Source organism: Halobacterium sp. CBA1126 (assembly GCF_009741975.1).
In the GTDB taxonomy this organism is placed as follows: Archaea; Halobacteriota; Halobacteria; order Halobacteriales; family Halobacteriaceae; genus Halobacterium.
Genome location: NZ_WPCF01000018.1, coordinates 1 through 15,121 on the forward strand (window position 1 = coordinate 1; position 15,121 = coordinate 15,121).

Genomic DNA, 15,121 nt, shown 5'->3' on the forward strand with positions numbered 1-15,121 from the left:
GAACCCCGGGCTTAGAGGCCGAAAACGGAGTTCCAGACGGGCTGCTGCCCCGTTTTGGGACTATGTAAAGAACTTTAGAGTAGTCCATCCTGGATGCTCGCTAGAACCTTCATAGTCCACCCACCCAACAAGCGTGGTATGGCCGACCTCAACGACGTCCAAAACTACGCGAGGAAGTTCCAGAATCAACTCGCGAAGGTCGACGAGGCGCCCATCGACGACCGCGACCGCGAGGCCATCCACGACTGGGTCCGCCACCTCGACGCGTCCGGCGACCGCAACCAGGGCACCATCACCAGCCTCCTCAACCGCATCCGCCTCAGCGCCGAACGCAGCGACACACCCCTGGTCGACATGGACCGCAGCGATGTCGACGCGCTGCTGTTCGACCTGAAACACGACTACGACCTCGGCGAAGGCACCCGCCGGAACTATCGGAAGGCCCTCAAGCAGTTCCACGACTGGCGCGGTGAGGACTGGGTTGAGGACTTCACGATCGGCGCCAGCCCCGATCGGAGCGTCGACCCGAACGACCTCCTCACCGACGACGAGATCCAGGCGCTCCTGGACGCCGCGGGGAAGCCCCGCGACCAGGCGTTGATCGCGATGCTCGCCGACACCGGCCTCCGCATCGGCGCCCTTGCGAGTCTCCGTATCCGCGATCTCGACCTTGCGGGGCAGACGACGCTCATCTCCATCAACGAGGCCGCGAACGTCAAGGACGCCTCCGGCACCGTCCCGTTGACGTGGAGCGAAGGCCACCTCACCGGCTACCTCCACGTCCACCCCCGCCGCGACGTCGAGGACGCCCCGGTCTTCCACAAGGACGCCGGGTACTACGACGGTGGGGATGATGGGGCGCTTGCCTACCAGTATCTCGCCCGGCGTGTCAAGGAGGTCGCCGATCAGGCGGGCGTCCCGCGGGAGAAGGCGAACCTGCATAATTTCCGGCATACGGCGATCTCGAACTGGATTCGGGATGGGTTGAGCGAGCAGGCGATCAAGCATCGCGCCAGCTGGGAGATCGACTCCGACATGCTCGAGACGTACGCGGCCGTCCGTGACGAGGAGTTCAACGACCAGATTCTCGACCACTACGACCTCGCGACCAGCGAGGATGGCGAGGCGAGTCGTCCCGAGCTCGAGGCGTGCCCGCGGTGTTCGACCGCACTCATGGGGACCGAGCGGTTCTGTCCGAGTTGCGCGGCGCCGTTGTCGGCGGGTGCGGCCGACGCCGTCGAGGGGGTTGAGGACCGCGCGTTCGAGTCGATGGCCGCCGCCGACACGGGGGACGCGGAGTTGGTGGCGGAGTTCCGGGAGCGCTTCCAGTCTGACCCGGGGTTCCGGGAGCGGGTGCTCGGCGATCACGACGACACCACCGCCTCGTCTTCGTCGTCTTCGTCGTCTTCGGAGTCGTAGGTGAGTGCGCGTTCGGCGTCGCGTGCCAGCGGGAGGTCTTCGGGGTCGTTGTCGGCGAGGCGTGCGAGGAGTTCGTCGTCGGAGAGACTGCTGGCGTCCGTCCCGTGGTCGGTGTTGTCGTTGCTGTGGGTGGTGGGTTTACTCATCGGTGATCAGCTCCGGGTACTGGATGCGGGTTGCTTCGACCACGGCCGCGCCGTGGTCGTTCGACACATCGTCGAGGTCGTAGCACGTCACCAGCGTCGCGCCACGCCGGAAGAGCACGGTCATCGTCTGGGGGTCGACGCGCGCTTCGTCGTGGCTGGGGACTCTGGCGTGGCCGTGGGATGCGTGGGAGACATCGAGTGGGCGGCCGCGGGCCCACGCGGTGGCGGGGGAGTGGGCTGGGTCGCCGCGCTGGGGCCACCGCTGGAGGGCGAGGTGTTGGCTGACCTCGGGGTGGGCAGCCGCCATCACGCATCGACCTCCGTGCGCTCGGGGAGGTCGACAGCAAGCTCGACCGCGTCCTCGCCCTGGGGTTTGAAGCGGACGTGGTCCGGCGCGAGATCCGGGTTCTTCGGGTCCCGAATCTCGCTAGGGTCGCCGAAGTCCGCCGCGGTGATCATGGCGTAGTAGGCGTCGAGGCCGTCGCTGTAGTGCTGGATTGTCGTCCGCGGGGTGCGGATGACGAGCTGGGTGTCGAACTCCCGAAACTGGGGTGGAATCCAGAGGCCGTGGTCTTCGTGGAGGTGCGTTCTGTTCTCAACGTCTGGCATCAGTCGGCACCTCCGACGTCCTCGGGGTCCAGTTTCGCGAGTTTCGCGGTGAGCGCCGACCCAGCGCCCGGCCCCGTGTTCCCCTTCCGCGGGCGAAAGTTCGGTTCGTCGAAGCGTGCTTGGCAGTGACTGCAGCGGTACCGGGCGTCACTGCCGTTGCGTCGCGAGGACGGCTTCTCGGGGTGGCGAGCGCGGACCGCTGCCGTGTCGCATTCGGGGCAGGCCTCGATGAGGTCCTCGTCGCTGGGGTCCGCCATTACGCGGTCACCTCCTGGCCGGACTTCAGCCGGTTGCACTTCCCGATGAGGACGTTCCGCGTGATGTCGGACTGCACCTCGTTCTCGATGATGGCGTCCAGGTACTCGTCGGTCGCGGGGGCGACCAGTCCGAACCACGTGATGATGTCGCCGGACTCCTGGAGCTCGTCGAGGGCGGCGTCGAGTTCGTCGACGTCGAAGGGGATGCGGTCCTTCCGCGCCTGGCCTTTCAGGTTGCTGCCGCCCGCCCAGACGGCTCCGTGGTTGCTCTGCTCGCCGTCCGCGACTGGTTCGGTGTTCTCGCGAACCCACTCCAGGACGTGCTGGGTAGCAGCATCTGCGTTACTCACTGTTGACCACCCGAACTGAGTACGAGTCACACTCAGGGCACTGGCCATCCGGTCCCTGCAGCTCGGTCCCGTGGCCGTCCCATTCGCAGTCGAGGCACTCGTAGTCCTCTTCGACGCCGGGGAACGGCTCCCGCATCGAGACTGGCTTGCAGCGGTGACTCTCGCGGTGGCTGGTCCCGCACGCCTCGCAGTCCTCGATCCAGTCAGACGGCGGCAGCCACTCGGCGCTACAGCAGTCACAGACCTCGTCGATAAGGTCGGTTCGGACGTCCTCGCTGCGGCTGTCGGTTTCGTGCGTCGTGTAGCAGACCGGGCAGTCGGCCTGCCAGTAGCTGTCGACGACTTCCGTCTTCGTACCGACCTTCTTCGTGATTTTGACGGGCTTGATGCGGAAGACGCCCTCCGTTGTGGCGACCTTCTCGCGGCTCTCGTAGCAGGCGTCTGCGACGCAGTCGGGGTGGGCGAACTGGTCGGAGACTGTCTTGAAGACGTCCGCCTGCATCGCGTCCACGTCGTCGCCACAGTGGTAGCACTCCTCGATGCCGTCGTCCTGCGGAGTGCTCGCACTCTCTTCCGCAGCGTCCGCCATCAGGCTTCACCCCGGTTGTCGATGTCGTCCTTACACACCAGACAGACCATACGGCCATCCGACGCCTCCTTGAGACCGCGGTCGGGCTCGCGCCCACAGTTCTCGCAGACCTCGGGCTCATCGCCGGCGTCGTCGAGGGTCGCCTGCTCGTCGCGAGCAGCCAGCGAGAGGTAGGGCTCGACTTCGGCGGCGATCCAGCGCGCGAACGTCTCCGCAGTCCAGTCCTTGTACACCGCAACGTACCCGGACTGGGCGAGCATCGCGTCGACGAGGACGCCGTCCCACGTGTACCGAACGTGCAACACACTGGTGCCCTCGACGGGGATCTTCGACGGGGTGGCGTCGCGCTGCCAGTGGCTGCCGGCGGCGTCCCGGTCGTGGCCATCGTCGACGCTCGTGCTGTAGACGACGCCGTTCGTGTCGACGTCGTCGGGGAGGCGTTCGGCGAAGGCGTCGAGGTTCAGTTCGGCGTCTTCGGGGACGACGCTGGCGTGGCTGGCGATGTAATCCACCAGGAGCGGTTCGATGTCCTGCGTGGTGATTCCGGCCCACCCGAGCTCGAGGTCGGCGTGGTAGTCGCCGATTGCGGGGTCCTTGGTTTCCTCGCGTTCGGTCGCGATGAAGTCCTCACCGACGACCGGCACGTCCTGCTTGGTAGTGGTGTAGCCGGCGAGGGTGCCGGCGGTAATCTCGCGGCCGTCGAGATACTTCGTGGTCTCAGCAGTCGCCGCGGGCAGCCCGCCTTCGAGTTGGTTGGGGAGCTCACCATCGGGGTTGCCGGTGAGTTGGTAGAGGATTGCGGACCGCATCAGTTCTCACTCCGGATGGCGCGGATCTCTTGCACGCGGTCGACACCGTCCTGGAGGGCAGCTTCGATGTCGTCGAGGTCGTGGTCGCCGGCGATGGCGGACTCCAGGCTGGAGTTGAGCTGGTCGCGGAACGCCTCACTCTCAGACATCAGGCACCGACCTCCTCCGGGTCGACGCCCGCATCACGGAGATGCTGGTCGTCGATCTCCGCGAGCTTCTCGTTCATGTCCTCGACGACCGAGTCCTCGTACTCGGCCTCGTTCTCGTAGTCCTCGTAGCCGAGGCTGACGATGGTCTCCTCGTAGGTCTCACCCGACTCGAGGTTGCGTTTCTGTTGGACGGTCTGCTCGTTCTTCGACGACTGCGGGTAGCGGTTCTCGCGGATGTCGCAGCCGCCGACGCGGTCCTCGTTGGGGCTGTCGACGATGAGGTAGAAGTGCCGCCGCATCACGCACCACCCTCGTTGTGGTCGCTGGCTTCGTGCTCATCACGAGCCTCAGTACTGCCGAACGCGGCAAAACAGTCGTCGTGGTTACAGACGTAGGGCGCGCTCTCGTCGTTGTTGGTGGTCGATTCTCCGGAGTCGGTGGGGCTGGATTTATGCCCCGTCTGGTCCGTAGTTGTCATCGGTCTCGGAATCTGCTCGGGTTGATTACGTGGGCTATTCCGGGACCACCCCCGCACACCCGCGCTCCGATCTGTCCAGGAACTGAGCGCGGGTGTGCGAAAGGCGGTCTACTGTGAGGGAGTTGCGTCCGGCGAGTCGCGTTCAAGCCGGTCGCGGCAGGCCTCACGAATCCATTCTGCGCGACTATCCCCGTAGTCGAGTTGCTCGTCGATAGCCTCGAGGAGGTCGTCGGACATGGGGACGGTCGGCGCAGTACGATCTGCACTCATCTTACCATGTTACCACGTTTCCACGGATAGATAATAGTTGTTGTGGTGACTTACCACGTCGCCACGTGGGTATATAACTATAAAGCCACGGCGCCGACGTGGGCATATGGAAAATCGGAAAGACGTCACCGTCCCGATGCCCGGTGCGATGGTCGATGAAATCGACGACCGCCTGGAGTACGGCGATAGCGTTCCGAATGGATTCGCGAGGCTGTCCGCCAGCGCCTCGAACGCGAGGAGGATGGTGAGGGAAATCTGAATCCGGCGGCGACAGCTAACTAACCCCACCATCAGTCTCGAGTCTTTCCCGGCGGATACGACCGAACCGCTTTATGCGAGCTTTCGGGGCCGACAAACTCGACGTCCTCGCGGCTGACGAGTCGGTCTTCTTGGGCGTCGTAGAGTTCAGTGACAGTCGACAAACATTTTCGACACCCGAAGGTCGAATTATGGCACCGCCAGTTCGTGCTCTTGCATTCCGGGCATTTCAGCCGCCAGCGTTCCTCCGGGTGGCGTGTGTCAATCCGCATACTCTCGAGGAGTGCCGCTGGCCTCTTGATGGCTGGCGGGCCGGAGAGTGAAAGTGAAACTGAACACAGTCTTAACCAACACAACGGGGGTCGGGCAGCCAGTTGTTGGTTAAGGACTGCAGGCTACAGAGCTACGGACGGAGCGCGTCGTACTCATCTGTGGCGTTACAGGTACGGGAGCGGGATCTTCTCTTTTGCATCACGAACGGGATTACTGACGCCGCTGTGACTATCATACCCCATGCGTGCGGCCCAATTGTTGCGGGAGTTACCGGCGAGGACGCCCCAGACACTCCACGCCTCGCGTGGCGTCAGACCGCGACTGGTTAAGTTCAGCATCACGGCCTCGACGAGCCGTTGGCCGGCGTCGAACGAGCTGGGCTTCTCCACGACAACCGGCTCGTCGACGGACCAGGAGTAGTCCGTGTGGCGGCGCGCCCACTCGTGGTGGAGTTGGGTGAGGACGCTCTGCATCCGCGGCGGGTAGTCGCGTTCCGCGAGGAGGCCGTTGTCAAATTCCGCGTTCCAGTGCTGGCCAGTGTGGTCCGCGAGGATGATTACGTCGGGTTCGATGGCGACGACTTCGAGCGCGTTGTCCTCGACTGCGTCCATGTGCGCGCTCCAGACGGCTTCGTGGGACTGCTGGACATCCGCGAGCGCGTCCCGGACTTCCTCGACGGTGGTGTTGGCGGCGTTACTGTCGATGGCGTCCTGAATCGTAGTGTCGGTGAAGGTGTCGGTCATTTGGTTAGCAGATGAAGTCGGTGTGCGTTTTGTTCGCGTAGCGGTCCTGGAACGCCTCGCGGGACGTCCACTCGCGGACTTCTTCGCCTTCGACGCGGTAGGGGTGGTGGTCGCCGTCCCAGACGCCGATGCTGGGGCCGGCGTTGAACTGGCCGAGGGTAACGTCGATGGTGAGGTCACGGGTGGCGTCGTAGACGTAGCAGTGCGCGACGTCGCTGCCTTCGATGAGGGCGTCTTTGACGACGACGTTGTGGTCGTCGTGGGTTTCGAGGTAGTCGAAGGCGAAGCCGTTGCAGGTGTTGGCCTTCGAGTATTCGGCGAGTTTGTCGACGGTGATGTCGCCGGTTTCGAGTTCGTGGTCGTCGCGGGTGTTGAGTTCGTCGATGGTGGGTTGGGTCATCGTCCTACCTGATACAAACGGTGCCAACCCCATAAAGGTTTGGTTCAAATAGTGCCAATAAGGTGGGTCTTAACCAACAGCGCTGCCGCTACCCACTCCAGTGTTGGTTAAAGACCGCAGAAAAACAGGATTCGAGGCTACTCGCCGCCGTCGTGGAGGAAGTGATCCCGCCACCACGCGTCCGCGCCCACCGTTGGGGACAACCCGGGTCGTGCGGGAGTTCGTCGACGCCCGGCGAGGGTTCCTCAGTCAACAACACCTGGGCAGTACAGTGCGCGCACGTCAGGTACTTCGGCTCTCCCAGCTTGTATCCATCCTCGCTGATTGGGGTCTCGCTGCGCTGGATCTCGAACTCCGTACTCGGGTCGAAGACGTCCCTCATAGTTGGGCCTCCACCCACTCCTGGGCCGCGGTAATCGAGTCCGGCAGCTCGTCGACGTCCAATACATAACACTCGCAGTAGGGTTCGCCCTCATAGTACCGGTGGAGTTTATCCGAGACGACGTCCTCGGTGGGGTTGGTTTCGACTTCGACCGCGAACGGCGGCTCACCCTTCCCGTACGCGACGACGTCGATCTCCCCGACACCCTCCTTCTCGACCTCCGTATCAATCCGGTACCCCCTATCGCGGAGTTCGTTCGCGACGAGGGTTTTCGCGATGAGGTGCTGAGTGGATTCACTCCCCTCGTTGAACGCGATTGCGTCCTGTTGTTGGACGCGCCAGCCGGCGTCTTGGAGGTCTTTGCGGCCGCCGTACTCGTCGCGAGTCCGCTTATTCATCACTGGCCCCGTGGACGTGCATGCCGAGCTGCTCATCGACGCGATCCCCGTTGACCCAGTCGGGGATCTCCCGCTCGCCGAGTGCGTAGGCGACACGCCGCACGTGCTTACAGCCCCCGCTGGGGTTGCGGTAGAACTGGTCGCTGCAGTTGCAGCGCTCCTCCTGGTGGTCGACGCGATAGCAGGCGCCGGATTCGGTGACGACGAGATACAGGCCGGGGCCACCCTTGGCCCAGCCGACGTCGTCGAGGACAGTCATCTTCTCGGTGAGTGCGGCGGCGTCTCGGCGGTCGAGGACGTCGCTGGTGGATGAGACGGCCGCCATCACTGGTCCTCCTGGACGATGGTCGTGCTGATCCCTGGGCCCTCACTGTCGGGGGCGTCGTTGCTTGCTGGACTCCCGTCGTGCGGGCACGCAGTCGAGTGGATGCGCTCCTGGAGGCCGGTCTTGCCACACACGCTGCACTCGACAAGCCGCTCCCCGGTCGTGTCCTCGGGGATTGGGTTGGTCGTGATCGGCGCCGACACCAGCATGTCGCTAGCTTGGCGAGCGCTCCGGCGCGCATCCTGAATCCGCGCCGCAACACTGGGGTCGTCGACTTGTTGGAGGGCGAGCCGGAGTTGCTTGCGCGCACCACGGAGGCGAGATTCGGGGCTGCCGGTCTCGTGGTGGTTACTCACTGGCATCGACCTCCTCGTCGTCGCGGTCGTGCAGTGGCTCTACGAGCTCCAAGCGACTCCGGGGGAACGCGTAGTCGTCGAGGCGGTCGATGTCCTGGGTGGTGCGCTGGGGGTACCGGACCTCGATCACGTCATCATCGCGGGGGTAGTCCTCGTTGTACGCTGCTACTGTTTGGTCGCCGACGTCGTACTCGCTGGCGGTCTTGGGAGTGATCGTGGCGACCAGGAGGGTGGCGTCGTCGTCCTCCTTATCGACGACGTGGTCCCCAACATGCAGCTGGAGCTGGTCGTCGTTAGTCATCACTATCGTCCTCCACGTCGATGTCGTGCAGCTCGCGGAGCGCGTCGACGATCTCCTCGGTCACCGGCGCACTGTGGGGCGTGACGTGCTCGCCGTCGACGGCCACGCTCGCCATCAGGCCCTTCGGCGTCACCTGGAGGCCATCGCTGGTTTCGGTGACGCTGGCGTCGTAGGTCCGGGAGACGCGGCGCGCGCCATCCGCACGAACGTAGAGGACGTGGACGGTCCACTGTTCGCCGCGGCCATCCCGCTTGCCGGCGAGGACGTCGGGGTCCTGGGCGAGCGTGCGTTCGACCGTGTAGAGGGTGGCGTAGTACTCGGTTTCGCCGTCGTCGATGGTGGCTCGGGGTGCGTTCTGCAGCCACTCCTGGGGGAGTTGTTGGGGGTTGGTTTCCCGGTGGAGTGGGGAGGCGTTACGGTCTTGGGTTTGCGGTGATTCAGTCGACATGGGTTCTCTCCGAACCCGAGGTCCGGCGTTGCACCGCCGGGCCACTTTCTGTCGTGTGGCGTCCCTCGGGCTCTACTTCAGGGTACACGCCGTATGCCCTTATAGTTTACTATCGTCAAGTGTGTTGTACCGGACAGTGGGTAACTATTTACGGTGTCGATGACAATAGACAAGTGGCGATGAACCCATGCACCACCAAATGGCACACGAGCTGAAAGACATCGACGAGCGCATCCTCGAAGCGCTCGCCACCGGCCGCAACGTCCCCTCAAACCTCGCCGAACAACTCGACGTCTCACGCCAGTGGATCACCCAACGCCTCCAACAGATGGAGAGTGCCGACTACGTCACCAACGACGGCCGCGGCGTCTACGAGCTCCAACCCGAGAACATCCCCACCGAACAACGCGACCGCCTCGACCTCGGCACCACCGACGACGCCGACGCGCTCGAGCATAAACTCGACCAGGCGCGCGACGACCTCGAAGCCCTCCGCGAGGAAAAGCAGCGCCTCGAACGCGAACTCCACCAGACGGACGCACAGGATAGTGTGGACGTCGACCGGCTGCGGACGCTCCTCGACCAGATCGAGACGGCTGCTGAGCGTGGTGATCCGCAAGCACTCCAAGACGCCCTCGAAGACGCCCGCGAGGTACTCCAGAATGGCGAGTGAGAACCAGTACCTCCTCTTCGGCAAACCCGCCGAGGTAGATGCCGTCGTCACAACCGGCGACGACTGGTACGTGCTCGCGCACAACGCCGCCGAGAGCACGGCCGTACCCTACCGGCGTGGCGCCGCAGCCCGCGAAGTCGCCTCGGAGCACGACGTCAAGGTCTACGAGCTGGATGAACTCGACGGGGTTAGCGATGGCGAGTGAGGAAAAACTCCCCATCGACCCCGGCCTCCACACCCCTACCGCCGGGACCTACGAAGGGTCATTCTCCTTCAGCCTCGACGTCGGCGACGCCGAACTCGCCCCCACGTTCGATGACGCTGTCGCTGCCGAACTCCAGCGCATCGAATACGCCGTCCGCGGCGCAATCCTCGCTGGCTACGACGGCGTCGACTGCTACCGCCACCCCACGCACGCAACCATCGACGAGTTTGTCCCGTGGCGTGATTCGCCGCCCAGCCCGCCACGCAGGCTTGAGGTGGAGCGGTTCGCGTGGCCGTACTTCGACGAAGACGTCCTCGTAGAGATCGCGCGGACGGGCGAAGTGCCGGCGTCGACACGCAGGGTGCTCGACGATGGCGAGTGAGCGTGCCGCCCGGCGCCGGGAAGACCATCGTCCTCGCCGCACCCGCCTGCTCGCCTACGCTACCGTGGGCGTGCTCGCAATCCTCCTGGCTGCCGGCTGTGGACTCCTCATCCTCGCAACCCTCCGGTAACCCCCCGGGGTTAGGTCTGGCGAGCCGTATCCGTCAACGCCCCCGCCCCCTTATTCGGTCTCGAAGTGAATCGTGGCGTGCTCCTGAGTGCCGTACGACTCCATCACGAACTCCATATCAGCCGTATACTCCGCCGCAAACACAATCCGATACGACTCCTGCGTGTTCGGCGGAAGCACCTCATCCTCCCCAAGGATATCCGACCAGGCGGCATTCCGCATCGCCTCATCATCTGGCCGCGGCGACTGCGACCCCAGCGCATGCATCTGCCACTGCGAATACCCCAACCGGATCGAATCCCCCGGATTCGAGACGGCTGTGAACTCGACAACCACCCACTGTTCGCCCTCCGGCGCTGCAAGTGATCCGTCCTCGGTCGGGATCTCGTCACGGAGCTGGTACGCATCAACGCGGACCCGGAGGTCGGTCCCATCCACGGTTACCTCGCCGTACTCCTCAAGGCCAACATAGACATCCTCCGGCGCGGCCGTGGTTGTTGGGGCTGCCGTTGTCGACGTCGGTGTTGGTTGGGTGGTCGTCGCTGTTGGTGTCTGTGTTGGTGCGTCAGTCGTCGGTGCTGCTGTTGTTGTCGCCGTCGGCGTCGGCGTCGGCGTCGGCGTCGGCGTCGGTGTCGCTGTTGGTGTCTGTGTTGGCGCCTCAGTCGTCGATGTTGTTTGGGTGGCTGGGCTACCGCCACTGCAGCCGGCTAACACAAGGCACAGACAGACTGCGAGGAGTGTCCATCGCATATCCAAACGCACCGATGCAGCCCGTATAAAAGTATACGACAGTGACAAGACACCGCGCCACAGTCCCAGCGAGTCACGTCTGGCGAGCCGTATCCGTCAACGTCCCCTGCAACTCCCCAACAACATCCGCCACCGTCCGCCCGAGCCCAAGCTCAAGCTGCACCTGGCCGCCCTCCCCAGTCACCGACTCGATCCGCAAACTCCCGACGTCGGGGAGGCCGTCGAGGTCGAGGGCGCGCGTGAGCTGGTAGCCAATACGGGATCCCGCGAGGGAGGCCGACGCGGAGATAACCGGGCCCTCGGATTCGTCGACAATGTAGAGGGCGGCTTGTTCGGCTTGACTCTCACTAATCACCTGGGGGAGATCCCGGATTGCGGGCCGGCCCGCATCCCCGACTGCGTAGTATTCCCCGACGGTTTGGCGTTCATAACTAATCTGGTACGTCTCCCCCTGCGTCAACGCTGAGCCAAGGTCCGGCATCTTGATCTCCCCCAAGACGTGATTCACCACGTAGTCCGTGCCACGTTCGTACTCGACCCCCTCGCTGTCGGTGACGGTGGTTGACCCGACGACAATCGGATCATGCAACAACTCGACGTTGTTGATGTCCGCCGTGAACTCCTCGCCCTCAACGGTGTAGTTGCGGCCATGGACGACTGCTGCGGTCGGACTCGCCTCGACGTCCTTCTCAACACTCCAATCGACGAGGTCCTCGTTGAGGTCGTGGGTGGGGCGTTGGCCGGGCCGCGTCACCACAACCTTCAACCCCTCGCTCTCAGCGTATTGGAGTTCCCAGATGAGGTTCCCGCGATCACAGAGACTCGAGATCGCGTCCGCGACCGTCGCGTCGACGGTTTCGCTCACCCCCGGACTGGAGATCGCATCATACTCGACGGTGAGCGCATCCAGCGTCTGGGGCCGCGTGCGGTAGGTGGTGACGCTCGTCTCCACGTCCGTCTCCGGCGACGAGGCGTCGACGCCACTGAGTGTCGCTCTTGCGAGGAAGCTGCCGGTGCTGGATTCGAAGTCCGCTTCCAGCGTCGCCGTTCCCGCCTGGGTTGTCCAGGTGTCGCCGTTCATCGACAACCCCAGCCCCTGCCCATTGCTGGTGCTGGACACCACTGCCTCGAGGCGGCCGCCAGTCGCCCGCCTGAGTGGATCCACCTCAAAGTCGACGCCGATGGGCGCGTACAACCCCGGTGGCCCATCCAGTTTATTGTTGGCATCGAGGGTGTTCGAGAAGTCCGATGCGTTCCAGTAGCGTTTGTCGTAGACAACCGCGCAGTCGATAATCCCCGAGCCGTCGGCGTCCCTGTACCCGCCGTCAACGTACGACAGCGACACGGTATGTGAGCCGGCTGTGAGCCCGCCAAGGTTGTCGGTCTCCCCGGCGACCGCCCAGGACACAGTCCGCGTTGCAGCACCAGCATCCGTATTCCCCGCAATCGTCGGCGTCGCCCCAAACATCCCACCGTCAACATGCAACTGCGCGAACCCCACGCCATCTAACGCCAAGCGCACCGCAACCCCCACCTCCCCCTCCGGAATCCGATACGGCAACTCGATTGACGCGGCCGTCGACGTGTTCAGCGCGAGTTCGATGGCTTCGCTGCTCGTCCAATTCTGCGTCGTCTCCCCAACCAACTTCGACGTGGAGAAGGCTTGCGGGGGGAGGATCCACGCCGTCTGCCGCGGGACGATACTCCCACTGCCGGTCGCCTCATGTGGCCCCCCGCTCCGTGGCACCACGTCAAAATCCTCGACGGTGTCGAGGGTGCGCCACGGTTGGTTCGCGGTGGCCGGCGCCGCGTCAACCTCGACGGTGTAGTCTGTGTCTTGGGTGAGAATAGTCTCGATGGCGGTCTCGACGCGGACGTCCGAGAAGTCGTGGTTGGCGCGCTCTTGGAGTCGACTCCCACCCCTCGTGGTGAGCGTCACGTGATCCGGCTCCGGACTGATCTTCGCGACCGACTCAATCGGGACACGGACGCCATGATGGTAGGCGCGGACGGTGGCGTCCTCCCACGCCTCAGACTCAACCCAGTGGTTGTCCGCGGGAACGGGGATGTCGAGTTCCGGCCGCGCATTCAACCGCGGTTTCGGCGTCGGCGTATCGGCGAGTCGGAGCGTGCGCGTGCGACCAGTCTCCGGATGATCAAGCTCGATATGCCAGCCCCGCGGGGGGACTGACTGGGTGGACTCGGGGTGTGGGTCATCAAGTCCGGGCGTCGACACAGACGACGTCCAGTTGGAGGTTGCCGCCGTGTGTTCCGTATAGGCTTCGACGCGGTAGCGGTAGGTGCGGCCGGGGGAGGCGGTGTCGTCCGTGATTGTGATCGCGCCCTCGCCGGCGTGTGGCCCACGCTCGGTAACGACACGGCGGTCCTGCCACTCGCCGTTGAGTTGTTCGTCGCGCTCGAGGCGGAACCCCGTCTCGTTGTCAGCGTTGTCCTGGGCATCTACCTGGACGCTCGTCGCGGCGACCGAGCCAATGGTGGGGTTGGCGGCGCCCGGGAACTGCGTAACGATGCTGACTGGCTCGGTCCACGCGCCAGTCCGATGCTCGGTCTCCGAGCGGATGCGGACCTCGTACTCCTCACCGTCCTCGCGGCCCGTGAATATCGTCTCGATGGTGCCCGATGGGGCGTCGTCTGCGGAGATGACCTGTTCGTCGTAGCCGACCGCGTTCGAGTCCCACGACGACTGCCCAGTCTCCCTGATTTGGATGCGGTAGTCGCCGTTGTTGAGAACGTCGGGGGTGCTGACTGCGACCTCGTCCTCGACGCCGTTGCCGAGGGTTGGTTGCTGGGCGTCCGGGAGTTGGGTTGTGAAGGATGCGTAGGCCATCTATGGGTCCTCCGGGGACTGCGTGTGCTCTGTGACTGCGACGGCGCGCGCCTCGTACCGTTCGCCATGCAAGAGGCCAGCGAACGACGCGGCGTCCGCGGTGTTGTCGAGGCCGGTGACAGCGTCCACCCAGTCGCCGTTGTCGTGGCGGAGTTGGACTGTTATCGTGCCATGGTTCGCGTTCGGTGTCCACGAGTAGTCCGCGGTGGTCTCACCCACGTTTGATGGTAGGCCGTCGGTCGGCGCGGGGAGGATTGTCGTCGCCGCTTGCGTGGTGCGGGTGGGGCCCCACTCCGATGATTTCGCCCCGTGGCGGTACTGGTGGATGGTAGTGGCGACTTCCAGCGTGTACCGCTCCCCGTCTAACAGCTCCGTGGCCGTGTACGAGGTGGTTCCCGGGCTATGGGTCACGTCGGACAACGCCCCACCAACTGGGCCGACGGACGTTTCCACGTCGCCGGGAGCGGTGTTGGTTACGGAGCCGTTCGTCCACGTGCCCGTGAGTTCGCGCGTCGTGCTCGCGTCCAACTGGAGGTCGCTCGGCGCGCTCGGGGTCGTGTACTCGTGGAGGATGTCCGAGACGACCACGCGGTCTACGGCGAAGAAGTCGGCGTACCCACCGCTTCCGCCACCTTGGATGAAGCGAACCCGATTGTCGGTGGAGAGCATCGAATCGGGGACCGCCGCCGTTACCTCTACCCATCCCTGCTTATTGTGTTCGTATCCGAATGAAGCGAGGTCGTTCCACGCCGACCCGTCGTACCATCGGATGTAGTTTATCTCGTTGGCGGTGTCTAAGGACCCACTTTGTACGTAGGCTTTGACGATTACGTTGCTCTCCGATGAGAGGTCGCCGAGGTTTTTCTGAACGTAGTCGCCGTATGCCATTTGTAACGCATACGACCCTTCCTCGGGAGAAGATTCAGCGATTCGGCCACTTCCGTTGTAGCCGTCCAGATTGGTCCCGACGAACGTCTCTGAACCACTGTCCGTGTAGTCGTCCCACGCACTCAGGTCGCCGCTCTCGAAGTCGTCGGAGAAGTAGACGTTGCCCTCGTTGCCGTAGTCCGCGTAGACGTACTCAGAGTCTCGCCCCACGCCAACCTGTTCGTGGCGGAAGCGGAACTGATACCGAGCGTCTTGCTCCATCCACGAATCATCGCTCACGGTTGCA

Annotated in this window: 27 protein-coding genes; 5 read left to right on the forward strand and 22 right to left on the reverse strand. The window is 64.2% G+C overall.

All coding sequences use genetic code 11. The annotated features are described in order from the left end of the window. Positions 1 to 138: 138 nt before the first annotated feature. A complete protein-coding gene (locus tag GJ634_RS03955; protein ID WP_197425383.1) occupies positions 139 to 1,419 on the forward strand; it encodes a site-specific integrase in 1,281 nt (426 codons plus the stop codon). On the opposite strand, the gene GJ634_RS03960 is transcribed toward GJ634_RS03955, so the two are convergent. From GJ634_RS03960 to GJ634_RS15875, 11 genes are all read right to left on the reverse strand, one after another. After that, positions 1,365 to 1,565 carry a hypothetical protein gene (locus GJ634_RS03960; protein ID WP_157500610.1) on the reverse strand — a complete coding sequence of 67 codons (201 nt, stop codon included), beginning with the start codon at positions 1,563 to 1,565 and terminating at the stop codon, positions 1,365 to 1,367. The two genes, GJ634_RS03955 and GJ634_RS03960, sit on opposite strands and share 55 nt — an antisense overlap. Further along, positions 1,558 to 1,872 (reverse strand): hypothetical protein, encoded by a 315-nt coding sequence (locus GJ634_RS03965; RefSeq protein WP_157500611.1) that lies wholly within the window; start codon positions 1,870 to 1,872, stop codon positions 1,558 to 1,560. Before GJ634_RS03965 ends, GJ634_RS03960 begins: the two co-directional genes overlap by 8 nt. Next, positions 1,872 to 2,174, reverse strand: a complete 303-nt coding sequence (locus GJ634_RS03970) for a hypothetical protein (RefSeq protein WP_157500612.1) — start codon at positions 2,172 to 2,174, stop codon at positions 1,872 to 1,874. Before GJ634_RS03970 ends, GJ634_RS03965 begins: the two co-directional genes overlap by 1 nt. Next, complete coding sequence (locus tag GJ634_RS03975) at positions 2,174 to 2,431, reverse strand: hypothetical protein (RefSeq protein ID WP_157500613.1); 258 nt, start codon at positions 2,429 to 2,431, stop codon at positions 2,174 to 2,176. Before GJ634_RS03975 ends, GJ634_RS03970 begins: the two co-directional genes overlap by 1 nt. Further along, on the reverse strand, positions 2,431 to 2,781 hold the full coding sequence (locus tag GJ634_RS03980) for a hypothetical protein (protein WP_157500614.1): 351 nt from the start codon (positions 2,779 to 2,781) through the stop codon (positions 2,431 to 2,433). The genes GJ634_RS03975 and GJ634_RS03980 overlap by 1 nt, the downstream gene beginning before the upstream one ends. Beyond that, the gene (locus GJ634_RS03985; protein WP_157500615.1) at positions 2,774 to 3,370 is read right to left on the reverse strand and encodes a hypothetical protein; all 597 of its coding nucleotides are present in this window, start codon (positions 3,368 to 3,370) and stop codon (positions 2,774 to 2,776) included. The genes GJ634_RS03980 and GJ634_RS03985 overlap by 8 nt, the downstream gene beginning before the upstream one ends. Continuing rightward, positions 3,370 to 4,179 (reverse strand): hypothetical protein, encoded by an 810-nt coding sequence (locus GJ634_RS03990; protein WP_157500616.1) that lies wholly within the window; start codon positions 4,177 to 4,179, stop codon positions 3,370 to 3,372. Before GJ634_RS03990 ends, GJ634_RS03985 begins: the two co-directional genes overlap by 1 nt. Then, positions 4,179 to 4,328 (reverse strand): hypothetical protein, encoded by a 150-nt coding sequence (locus tag GJ634_RS03995; RefSeq protein ID WP_157500617.1) that lies wholly within the window; start codon positions 4,326 to 4,328, stop codon positions 4,179 to 4,181. The genes GJ634_RS03990 and GJ634_RS03995 overlap by 1 nt, the downstream gene beginning before the upstream one ends. Then, a complete protein-coding gene (locus GJ634_RS04000; RefSeq protein ID WP_157500618.1) occupies positions 4,328 to 4,627 on the reverse strand; it encodes a hypothetical protein in 300 nt (99 codons plus the stop codon). The genes GJ634_RS03995 and GJ634_RS04000 overlap by 1 nt, the downstream gene beginning before the upstream one ends. Then, positions 4,627 to 4,806, reverse strand: coding sequence for a hypothetical protein (locus tag GJ634_RS04005; RefSeq protein ID WP_157500619.1), 180 nt, complete (start codon positions 4,804 to 4,806; stop codon positions 4,627 to 4,629). The genes GJ634_RS04000 and GJ634_RS04005 overlap by 1 nt, the downstream gene beginning before the upstream one ends. A gap of 108 nt (positions 4,807 to 4,914) precedes the next feature. Next, positions 4,915 to 5,043, reverse strand: a complete 129-nt coding sequence (locus GJ634_RS15875) for a ribbon-helix-helix domain-containing protein (protein WP_231736923.1) — start codon at positions 5,041 to 5,043, stop codon at positions 4,915 to 4,917. A 139-nt stretch (positions 5,044 to 5,182) separates the two neighbouring features. Between GJ634_RS15875 and GJ634_RS04010 the strand changes: the two genes are divergently transcribed. Further along, positions 5,183 to 5,335: a hypothetical protein gene (locus tag GJ634_RS04010; protein WP_157500620.1), complete on the forward strand. Its 153-nt coding sequence runs from the start codon at positions 5,183 to 5,185 to the stop codon at positions 5,333 to 5,335. A gap of 436 nt (positions 5,336 to 5,771) precedes the next feature. On the opposite strand, the gene GJ634_RS04015 is transcribed toward GJ634_RS04010, so the two are convergent. The 8 genes from GJ634_RS04015 to GJ634_RS04050 all read right to left on the reverse strand — a co-directional run bounded on the left by GJ634_RS04015 (position 5,772) and on the right by GJ634_RS04050 (position 8,960). Continuing rightward, a complete protein-coding gene (locus GJ634_RS04015; RefSeq protein WP_157500621.1) occupies positions 5,772 to 6,350 on the reverse strand; it encodes a hypothetical protein in 579 nt (192 codons plus the stop codon). A 4-nt stretch (positions 6,351 to 6,354) separates the two neighbouring features. Then, positions 6,355 to 6,750, reverse strand: coding sequence for a hypothetical protein (locus GJ634_RS04020; RefSeq protein WP_157500622.1), 396 nt, complete (start codon positions 6,748 to 6,750; stop codon positions 6,355 to 6,357). A gap of 88 nt (positions 6,751 to 6,838) precedes the next feature. Next, positions 6,839 to 7,132 carry a hypothetical protein gene (locus tag GJ634_RS04025; protein WP_197425384.1) on the reverse strand — a complete coding sequence of 98 codons (294 nt, stop codon included), beginning with the start codon at positions 7,130 to 7,132 and terminating at the stop codon, positions 6,839 to 6,841. Further along, positions 7,129 to 7,530: a hypothetical protein gene (locus tag GJ634_RS04030; RefSeq protein WP_157500623.1), complete on the reverse strand. Its 402-nt coding sequence runs from the start codon at positions 7,528 to 7,530 to the stop codon at positions 7,129 to 7,131. The genes GJ634_RS04025 and GJ634_RS04030 overlap by 4 nt, the downstream gene beginning before the upstream one ends. Further along, the gene (locus GJ634_RS04035; RefSeq protein WP_157500624.1) at positions 7,523 to 7,855 is read right to left on the reverse strand and encodes a hypothetical protein; all 333 of its coding nucleotides are present in this window, start codon (positions 7,853 to 7,855) and stop codon (positions 7,523 to 7,525) included. Before GJ634_RS04035 ends, GJ634_RS04030 begins: the two co-directional genes overlap by 8 nt. After that, positions 7,855 to 8,217 (reverse strand): hypothetical protein, encoded by a 363-nt coding sequence (locus tag GJ634_RS04040; protein WP_197425385.1) that lies wholly within the window; start codon positions 8,215 to 8,217, stop codon positions 7,855 to 7,857. The genes GJ634_RS04035 and GJ634_RS04040 overlap by 1 nt, the downstream gene beginning before the upstream one ends. Continuing rightward, a complete protein-coding gene (locus tag GJ634_RS04045; RefSeq protein WP_157500626.1) occupies positions 8,204 to 8,512 on the reverse strand; it encodes a hypothetical protein in 309 nt (102 codons plus the stop codon). The genes GJ634_RS04040 and GJ634_RS04045 overlap by 14 nt, the downstream gene beginning before the upstream one ends. Continuing rightward, positions 8,505 to 8,960, reverse strand: a complete 456-nt coding sequence (locus GJ634_RS04050) for a hypothetical protein (protein ID WP_157500627.1) — start codon at positions 8,958 to 8,960, stop codon at positions 8,505 to 8,507. Before GJ634_RS04050 ends, GJ634_RS04045 begins: the two co-directional genes overlap by 8 nt. Before the next feature lie 199 nt (positions 8,961 to 9,159). Here GJ634_RS04050 and GJ634_RS15305 point away from each other — a divergent pair, with 199 nt between their 5' ends. From GJ634_RS15305 to GJ634_RS04065, 3 genes are read left to right on the forward strand one after another with little or no spacing between them, the layout of a single operon-like run. Continuing rightward, positions 9,160 to 9,633, forward strand: a complete 474-nt coding sequence (locus tag GJ634_RS15305) for a hypothetical protein (RefSeq protein WP_197425386.1) — start codon at positions 9,160 to 9,162, stop codon at positions 9,631 to 9,633. Continuing rightward, positions 9,623 to 9,838, forward strand: coding sequence for a hypothetical protein (locus tag GJ634_RS04060; protein ID WP_157500628.1), 216 nt, complete (start codon positions 9,623 to 9,625; stop codon positions 9,836 to 9,838). Before GJ634_RS15305 ends, GJ634_RS04060 begins: the two co-directional genes overlap by 11 nt. After that, complete coding sequence (locus tag GJ634_RS04065; RefSeq protein WP_157500629.1) at positions 9,828 to 10,220, forward strand: hypothetical protein; 393 nt, start codon at positions 9,828 to 9,830, stop codon at positions 10,218 to 10,220. Before GJ634_RS04060 ends, GJ634_RS04065 begins: the two co-directional genes overlap by 11 nt. 180 nt (positions 10,221 to 10,400) lie before the next feature. Here the strand turns inward: GJ634_RS04065 and GJ634_RS04070 are convergent, their stop codons facing one another. The 3 genes from GJ634_RS04070 to GJ634_RS15880 form a co-directional block, all read right to left on the reverse strand. Continuing rightward, a complete protein-coding gene (locus GJ634_RS04070) occupies positions 10,401 to 11,099 on the reverse strand; it encodes a hypothetical protein (RefSeq protein ID WP_157500630.1) in 699 nt (232 codons plus the stop codon). Positions 11,100 to 11,172: 73 nt separating this feature from the next. Continuing rightward, positions 11,173 to 13,947: a hypothetical protein gene (locus GJ634_RS04075; protein WP_157500631.1), complete on the reverse strand. Its 2,775-nt coding sequence runs from the start codon at positions 13,945 to 13,947 to the stop codon at positions 11,173 to 11,175. Continuing rightward, on the reverse strand, positions 13,948 to 15,096 hold the full coding sequence (locus tag GJ634_RS15880; RefSeq protein ID WP_231736924.1) for a fibronectin type III domain-containing protein: 1,149 nt from the start codon (positions 15,094 to 15,096) through the stop codon (positions 13,948 to 13,950). Between the last annotated feature and the right edge of the window lie 25 nt (positions 15,097 to 15,121).

What these genes read in the sequence shown, in the direction of transcription:
- GJ634_RS04025 (WP_197425384.1), bottom strand. Translation starts at nt 7,132, where the DNA reads ATGAGGGACGTCTTCGACCCGAGTACGGAGTTCGAGATCCAGCGCAGC.
- GJ634_RS04045 (WP_157500626.1), bottom strand. Translation starts at nt 8,512, where the DNA reads ATGACTAACGACGACCAGCTCCAGCTGCATGTTGGGGACCACGTCGTC.
- GJ634_RS03990 (WP_157500616.1), bottom strand. Translation starts at nt 4,179, where the DNA reads ATGCGGTCCGCAATCCTCTACCAACTCACCGGCAACCCCGATGGTGAG.
- GJ634_RS04000 (WP_157500618.1), bottom strand. Translation starts at nt 4,627, where the DNA reads ATGCGGCGGCACTTCTACCTCATCGTCGACAGCCCCAACGAGGACCGC.
- GJ634_RS04070 (WP_157500630.1), bottom strand. Translation starts at nt 11,099, where the DNA reads ATGCGATGGACACTCCTCGCAGTCTGTCTGTGCCTTGTGTTAGCCGGC.
- GJ634_RS04075 (WP_157500631.1), bottom strand. Translation starts at nt 13,947, where the DNA reads ATGGCCTACGCATCCTTCACAACCCAACTCCCGGACGCCCAGCAACCA.
- GJ634_RS04035 (WP_157500624.1), bottom strand. Translation starts at nt 7,855, where the DNA reads ATGGCGGCCGTCTCATCCACCAGCGACGTCCTCGACCGCCGAGACGCC.
- GJ634_RS04040 (WP_197425385.1), bottom strand. Translation starts at nt 8,217, where the DNA reads ATGCCAGTGAGTAACCACCACGAGACCGGCAGCCCCGAATCTCGCCTC.
- GJ634_RS03965 (WP_157500611.1), bottom strand. Translation starts at nt 1,872, where the DNA reads ATGGCGGCTGCCCACCCCGAGGTCAGCCAACACCTCGCCCTCCAGCGG.
- GJ634_RS15875 (WP_231736923.1), bottom strand. Translation starts at nt 5,043, where the DNA reads ATGTCCGACGACCTCCTCGAGGCTATCGACGAGCAACTCGACTACGGG.
- GJ634_RS15305 (WP_197425386.1), top strand. Translation starts at nt 9,160, where the DNA reads ATGGCACACGAGCTGAAAGACATCGACGAGCGCATCCTCGAAGCGCTC.
- GJ634_RS03995 (WP_157500617.1), bottom strand. Translation starts at nt 4,328, where the DNA reads ATGTCTGAGAGTGAGGCGTTCCGCGACCAGCTCAACTCCAGCCTGGAG.
- GJ634_RS03955 (WP_197425383.1), top strand. Translation starts at nt 139, where the DNA reads ATGGCCGACCTCAACGACGTCCAAAACTACGCGAGGAAGTTCCAGAAT.
- GJ634_RS04010 (WP_157500620.1), top strand. Translation starts at nt 5,183, where the DNA reads ATGGAAAATCGGAAAGACGTCACCGTCCCGATGCCCGGTGCGATGGTC.
- GJ634_RS04005 (WP_157500619.1), bottom strand. Translation starts at nt 4,806, where the DNA reads ATGACAACTACGGACCAGACGGGGCATAAATCCAGCCCCACCGACTCC.
- GJ634_RS04060 (WP_157500628.1), top strand. Translation starts at nt 9,623, where the DNA reads ATGGCGAGTGAGAACCAGTACCTCCTCTTCGGCAAACCCGCCGAGGTA.
- GJ634_RS03960 (WP_157500610.1), bottom strand. Translation starts at nt 1,565, where the DNA reads ATGAGTAAACCCACCACCCACAGCAACGACAACACCGACCACGGGACG.
- GJ634_RS04020 (WP_157500622.1), bottom strand. Translation starts at nt 6,750, where the DNA reads ATGACCCAACCCACCATCGACGAACTCAACACCCGCGACGACCACGAA.
- GJ634_RS04015 (WP_157500621.1), bottom strand. Translation starts at nt 6,350, where the DNA reads ATGACCGACACCTTCACCGACACTACGATTCAGGACGCCATCGACAGT.
- GJ634_RS15880 (WP_231736924.1), bottom strand. Translation starts at nt 15,096, where the DNA reads ATGGAGCAAGACGCTCGGTATCAGTTCCGCTTCCGCCACGAACAGGTT.
- GJ634_RS03985 (WP_157500615.1), bottom strand. Translation starts at nt 3,370, where the DNA reads ATGGCGGACGCTGCGGAAGAGAGTGCGAGCACTCCGCAGGACGACGGC.
- GJ634_RS04065 (WP_157500629.1), top strand. Translation starts at nt 9,828, where the DNA reads ATGGCGAGTGAGGAAAAACTCCCCATCGACCCCGGCCTCCACACCCCT.
- GJ634_RS04030 (WP_157500623.1), bottom strand. Translation starts at nt 7,530, where the DNA reads ATGAATAAGCGGACTCGCGACGAGTACGGCGGCCGCAAAGACCTCCAA.
- GJ634_RS03970 (WP_157500612.1), bottom strand. Translation starts at nt 2,174, where the DNA reads ATGCCAGACGTTGAGAACAGAACGCACCTCCACGAAGACCACGGCCTC.
- GJ634_RS03975 (WP_157500613.1), bottom strand. Translation starts at nt 2,431, where the DNA reads ATGGCGGACCCCAGCGACGAGGACCTCATCGAGGCCTGCCCCGAATGC.
- GJ634_RS04050 (WP_157500627.1), bottom strand. Translation starts at nt 8,960, where the DNA reads ATGTCGACTGAATCACCGCAAACCCAAGACCGTAACGCCTCCCCACTC.